4 protein-coding genes, 2 pseudogenes and 1 CRISPR repeat array are annotated in these 6,155 nt (G+C 39.2%); of the genes and pseudogenes, 2 read left to right on the plus strand and 4 right to left on the minus strand.

The genetic code is table 11. The annotated features are described in order from the left end of the window. Position 1 precedes the first annotated feature (1 nt). Positions 2-274 (plus strand): CRISPR-associated endonuclease Cas2, encoded by a 273-nt coding sequence (gene cas2 / locus IQ242_RS00305; protein ID WP_002742874.1) that lies wholly within the window; start codon positions 2-4, stop codon positions 272-274. A gap of 233 nt (positions 275-507) precedes the next feature. Beyond that, positions 508-2,799: direct repeats of the CRISPR family, unit length 37 nt; unit sequence GTTCCAATTAATCTTAAACCCTATTAGGGATTGAAAC. Positions 2,800-2,866: 67 nt separating this feature from the next. Further along, positions 2,867-3,103 (plus strand): hypothetical protein, encoded by a 237-nt coding sequence (locus tag IQ242_RS00310; protein ID WP_193958615.1) that lies wholly within the window; start codon positions 2,867-2,869, stop codon positions 3,101-3,103. Between the two features lie 1,051 nt (positions 3,104-4,154). Here IQ242_RS00310 and IQ242_RS00315 read toward each other — a convergent pair. From IQ242_RS00315 to IQ242_RS00325, 4 genes and pseudogenes are all read right to left on the minus strand, one after another. Continuing rightward, positions 4,155-4,427 carry a lipopolysaccharide assembly protein LapA domain-containing protein gene (locus IQ242_RS00315; RefSeq protein ID WP_002788612.1) on the minus strand — a complete coding sequence of 91 codons (273 nt, stop codon included), beginning with the start codon at positions 4,425-4,427 and terminating at the stop codon, positions 4,155-4,157. A gap of 168 nt (positions 4,428-4,595) precedes the next feature. Then, positions 4,596-4,751: pseudogene (locus tag IQ242_RS26945) on the minus strand (IS4 family transposase); the annotation flags it as partial. Beyond that, positions 4,746-4,940: pseudogene (locus IQ242_RS26950) on the minus strand (transposase DNA-binding-containing protein); the annotation flags it as partial. The pseudogenes IQ242_RS26945 and IQ242_RS26950, both read right to left, overlap by 6 nt. A 138-nt stretch (positions 4,941-5,078) precedes the next feature. Continuing rightward, a complete protein-coding gene (locus tag IQ242_RS00325) occupies positions 5,079-6,008 on the minus strand; it encodes an NAD(P)H-dependent glycerol-3-phosphate dehydrogenase (protein ID WP_193958617.1) in 930 nt (309 codons plus the stop codon). Positions 6,009-6,155: the final 147 nt, after the last annotated feature.

The raw sequence follows: 6,155 nt of genomic DNA on the forward strand, positions 1-6,155 counted from the left end.
CATGTATTTTGTTGTCAGTTACGATATTTCCGATGATAAGCGACGAACCAAAATTCACAATACGTTAAAGTCCTACGGCCAACGGGTGCAGTATAGTGTTTTTGAGTGCGATCTAACCGATACCCAGTACGCTAAGCTGCGCGGGCGCTTGAGTAAGTTGATCAAACCCGATACCGATAGCATCCGCTTTTATTTTCTCTGCGCCTGTTGTCGGGGTAAAGTGGAACGCATCGGTGGTGAGTTACCCCGGGATAATACAATTTTTTTTGTTTAGCTCGGTTGCGCTTCCGGGTAGCTGTAAAAATCCTTAACTATTATCTGGTGGCTGAAAAGCTTATGGAATATAGATTCGAGATGATTTTCCTTTCCAACGCGGGGCGCACCTTATCCCGTAAGGTTTTGCGGGGTCTTGAAGCAGTGGGTCACTTGCTGTACAATGGGTTTATTGCGGGTGCGGCGCATACGAACCTTGAAAACCCCATAGCGTATAGCTTTTACCACTGGGCGGTTCCAATTAATCTTAAACCCTATTAGGGATTGAAACCCTATTGGCTGCCAACCAGCACTTCCATAAAAAAGTTCCAATTAATCTTAAACCCTATTAGGGATTGAAACTGCTTTAAGCAATGGTAAAAGCCGTTGAACTCATGTTCCAATTAATCTTAAACCCTATTAGGGATTGAAACGGAAATTATGGAAATGAGCGATTACTAATGCGCGTGTTCCAATTAATCTTAAACCCTATTAGGGATTGAAACCTAAATAATAAAAGCTTAAATATTTTTCAAACAAGGTTCCAATTAATCTTAAACCCTATTAGGGATTGAAACCCTGAGATACTCCTGGCATAATATGAAGAGTCGGAGTTCCAATTAATCTTAAACCCTATTAGGGATTGAAACGGATGGAGCAGTGGAGTGATAAAAATTTAAAAACTTGTTCCAATTAATCTTAAACCCTATTAGGGATTGAAACTCCTTAATCTAATATCTTCCGCAACAGCAAACAGTTCCAATTAATCTTAAACCCTATTAGGGATTGAAACGCCAAGATTTTATGGTTAAAAAGGAATTGTTTGTAGTTCCAATTAATCTTAAACCCTATTAGGGATTGAAACTACCCATCTTAGAAGCTTTAGCGGCTTCTTGAATAGTTCCAATTAATCTTAAACCCTATTAGGGATTGAAACTTCCTTTTTCGTGTGCCATCTGGTGAAGGATAAGAGTTCCAATTAATCTTAAACCCTATTAGGGATTGAAACTCAATGGAAGAATTGAGGCAGCAGCTGGGCGAGAGTTCCAATTAATCTTAAACCCTATTAGGGATTGAAACTTTGTACTCAGTATCACCTATGCCCCACTTCCAGTTTGTTCCAATTAATCTTAAACCCTATTAGGGATTGAAACTATCGAGGAATTAGTGGTAATTTACCAGATAATCGTTCCAATTAATCTTAAACCCTATTAGGGATTGAAACAGCGATTGCTTCTAACCGCGCATTAATTGCGTCCTCGTTCCAATTAATCTTAAACCCTATTAGGGATTGAAACGCTACGGGTGGCTTTGGGAGAATTCTTTACCCTGGGTTCCAATTAATCTTAAACCCTATTAGGGATTGAAACACGAATCTTAATACTTTACCAGATCCGATTAAATCGTTCCAATTAATCTTAAGCCCTATTAGGGATTGAAACCCGCTTCTGATTGAGGTAATCCTCTTCCTACAGCCCGTTCCAATTAATCTTAAGCCCTATTAGGGATTGAAACGTTGTCCGTAAAACAACGACCGACATCCAAACTGTCGGTTCCAATTAATCTTAAGCCCTATTAGGGATTGAAACCTATCCTTTTAGCCGCCTAGTACACCTGTTCAAAGTTCCAATTAATCTTAAGCCCTATTAGGGATTGAAACATCAACTATTGGGCATTCAATAGGAATAGCCTCAGCGTTCCAATTAATCTTAAGCCCTATTAGGGATTGAAACCAATCAAGATAAATTTCGCACCCTTGCTATCCACCCGTTCCAATTAATCTTAAGCCCTATTAGGGATTGAAACGCATCTAATGCAACTTGCCCGCCATTCTGCCTAAAAACAGCAGGTTCCAATTAATCTTAAGCCCTATTAGGGATTGAAACTCGTTTCTAAGGCCTCAATCCTTACCAATAACTCGTGTTCCAATTAATCTTAAGCCCTATTAGGGATTGAAACTTAGTTTCTAACTTGTCAACAGCCCCGTCAACAATCGTTCCAATTAATCTTAAGCCCTATTAGGGATTGAAACTTTGCTATCTGCTTATTTTGTGGCTGTAGAATCAGGTTCCAATTAATCTTAAGCCCTATTAGGGATTGAAACTTCATTTTCTTTCTCCATCATGATTTTTAAGCAAGTTCCAAGTTCCAATTAATCTTAAGCCCTATTAGGGATTGAAACAAATGCCCAACTATCGATCACCAAAGGACGGCAAGTTCCAATTAATCTTAAGCCCTATTAGGGATTGAAACCTTTCTTTTCTGTCTGTAAACGACGGACTTGAGAGTTCCAATTAATCTTAAGCCCTATTAGGGATTGAAACGGGATTCGATCGCCGCTCGTTGCTTAGATAATTCCAGTCGTGTTCCAATTAATCTTAAGCCCTATTAGGGATTGAAACACAGGTGAAACCGGGGGATTACCGCAAAACCTCAGAGTTCCAATTAATCTTAAGCCCTATTAGGGATTGAAACAAAGCCGATCGCTACTTTGGGAGAATTGATTGGGGGTTCCAATTAATCTTAAACCCTATTAGGGATTGAAACAAAACAGGAGACTGGGATGATGAAGGAGATAGTGAAGTGATTTTTTTACCATTAGCAAGGAGTTAGAATGATAACCGCCCGTCAAGCCCATATCTATTTGGTATGGGCAAAAAACAATGATTTAGACCCAGTGCCAGTTACTTCTAGGCACTGGAATTGTCGTTTTAAAATATTATCAACTTCTCAAGAGTTAGGAGTATGCAAGGAAAGAGTTAGACAAGTCTTAGCCAAAATTTTTAAGCTACTATCAGAAGAACAAACGATAGCAGAAGCAACAAAAGTTATCGAAAAATACAATAGTTAATCAGTATTAAGTAGGTAAATTATGAGTTTTGATAAAACCCTAGATTTTAGTCAGGCTTTAAGTTTATTAAAAGAAGGTAAAAAGATTGCTCGGCAAAAATGGATTCCAATTAATCTTAAACCCTAATAGGGATTGAAATATAATAAAAGAGCGAAAACCAATAGGAGGTTCCAATTAATCTTAAACCCTAATAGGGATTGAAACGGTAAATATGCTTATTGTTCCTCACTCTATTGTTATTCCAATTAATGTTAATCCCTATTAGGGATTGAAACACCCTAAAGATTCAACGGCATTAGAAGCGATTATCGCGCCAATTCAGACTTGAATTGGCGTTTTTGTTCAGAATTTAAGTGATTAGGGGCTGACCTAGATAGGGCTGGCTGAATAATGGTAAAACCCTTTTAAAATAAGGCTTTTGACCTGTTAAAATCCGATGTTCATGCTGCGAAAATAGGATTGGGACATTCAAAAACCTGGCATTATTCTTTTGATAGTACATAAACTGGTATAAAAAAAAAGAAGGGCAACAAAGCCTGAAACGACCGACGACCGGCTACTGACGACCGGCTACTGACTCCTAACCCCATCAACAAACTTTTTCAGCAAACCCTAAATATATTTCGACCGTAATATATGAAAGATTGCTTGACACAGAGTATTCTGCTGATTTCTTCACAGGTTTTACCTTCGAGAGACATCTTTACTGAGAGCGCTCGTTTCAGTTCTCTTGAATCGATTACACTTTTTATAAATAGTTCTAATTCAGCTATTTGTAATTCCTTGCTTTGCTGCTCCAATCCTGTGTAATTCATTTTGTATTGGCTATAATTAGGGGTTGCTGAATAAATCTAAAAACCTTGTTGGATAAGACTTTTAGACTTTTTTTCCCTCAAAAAGTGCCAGCGATTGGAGTGATTGGGGGTAAAATTCCGGGACTTTTTCCCTGAAAATTAGGTAATTGACTCCCTGAAAATCGGTAAAACCCTACACCCTACACCCTACACCCCACACCCTGCCCCCAGGAAAAACTTTTTGCCGCAAACCCTATCTAAAAATCAAACTCGTCTAACCCCGGTTGTGGGGGAGGAAAGCGACTGCGAGGAGATTTTTTCGACTTTCTCAAAAAAGCGGGGATAAATGCGGCCATAAAAAATCCAATTCCCAAAGAAAAAGCCAATAAAACACCGATAGGTACTTTAATTGACTCAAATTGTAGAAACTTTAAAGAAACTGGTTGGATATTTTGAATAGCAAAAACTGCCATGGTCATAATCCAGCCGCCGACAATAGCACTAGCTAAAAAATTACTAATTGTATTCATGCTTGTCCTCGCCATGTTTGTGGGAGATTTTTTCAGGTTTTGTAGGCTAATTTCGCAGTTAGCTCCCTATTAATACCATTTTTCTTTATTCATGGTCTTCCTATCCATTAGTCGCATCTTTCTTAACATAAAATTTGACAACAAGAGAAAAGTGGGCAAGATTGCCCAAGGGGGTTCTATGGGGGGACTAATTTGATCAGATAGTTTCCAAGTCTCGCTGATATCATCTAACCTTCCCAGTCCTAACCAAATAGTTTTAACACTAGGTTCACCGTCGCCTTTTCTACCTAAAAAAACCCCAAGAGAAGCAATCATTCTCACCGCTGAAGGTTGAAAATAGGGTGAATTCCCAAAATCAGATGTGGCACTGACGGCGGCTAGATTTGCCGAGGATTGTCGTACGCTTGTACTAATTTGGCTGGCCAAGTTTTCCACGATACTGATTAACCTTTTCTTTCTTCTGGTGTCCCCTAGGTCTGCATACTGTAATTCTTGGGCTGCCCATTTCTCCATTTTTTTGCTCACCTCGACCTTGATTCCTTCTTTCAAAACTATACCTATCAATCGGTTCCCCTTTTTTTAAGTTTCTTCTCTTTTTGTTAAGAAAGCTCTGACTAACTGATTACTGATCACTGAAAAATCTCTTGTCTCTTAATCAAATTCTGATTTTAAATCCCGACGCATTAATTCATAAACGGCAACTTGGGGAGAAATTTCCCCGCGCAAAAGACGATCAACTTGGCAGGTAATCGGTACATATAAATTTTTTTCTTGGGCAATTCTCATCAAAACTTCTGTGGTATTTATTCCCTCGGCAGTTCCCTCTAACTTCCCTAAAATCTCAGGCAAAGATAAACCTAAAGCTAATTGATAACCCACTTGATAATTGCGGGATAAAGGACTATTACAGGTAGCTAATAAATCCCCTAAACCCGATAAACCGAAGAAAGTTTCTTGACAACCTCCTAGACAAGTTCCCACCCGAACTATTTCTGGTAAAGCGCGAGTTAACAGGGCAGATTTGGCATTAGTACCTAACTGTAAACCATCACAAACCCCAGAAGCGATCGCCATGACATTTTTTAAAGTGCCACCTAACTCAGTCCCCAAGGGATCGCTATTAAGATAAACCCGAAAAGATTCCCCAGATAATAATTTTTGTAACAATATTGCTGCTTTTTGCAGATAACTTGCTACCACCGTCGCAGCGGGTAAACCTTGATTAATTTCTTTAGCTAAATTGGGACCGGAAAGAACCACAAGGGGATTAGCGGGAAAAGCTTGATTCCAAAGATGAAAGGGGGTACGAGTGGTGATTGGCTCTAATCCTTTAGTAGCGGTGACGATAATTATGCGAGAATTTAATTGTAATTGCTGTAATTTTTCGATCGTTGGAACAACCCCTTTAATCGAAACTGCTGAAATAATTACCTCAGTATCTGCTATAATAGCCCCCAAATCTTCCCCAGTATGACGCGACCAAACCCTAACAGCTAAGTGATTACGTCTAGCCAAATTAGCGAGAGTTTGTCCCCAAATTCCCCCACCTATCACCGTAATTTTCTTGGCATTTTCTAACAACTTTTATTCTCCTCCTTATTATTGTGCATCGATCGCCCTCCCGATTCGATTTCAAGGTTATGAGTCTTAAATGAAATTATTCACCGATTACTGATAAGTAGGTAGGTGTTAAAAGTTGTCAGACACCCCCCTTATCAAGGGGGGCAG

Source organism: Microcystis sp. LEGE 08355 (assembly GCF_015207185.1).
In the GTDB taxonomy this organism is placed as follows: Bacteria; Cyanobacteriota; Cyanobacteriia; order Cyanobacteriales; family Microcystaceae; genus Microcystis; species Microcystis panniformis.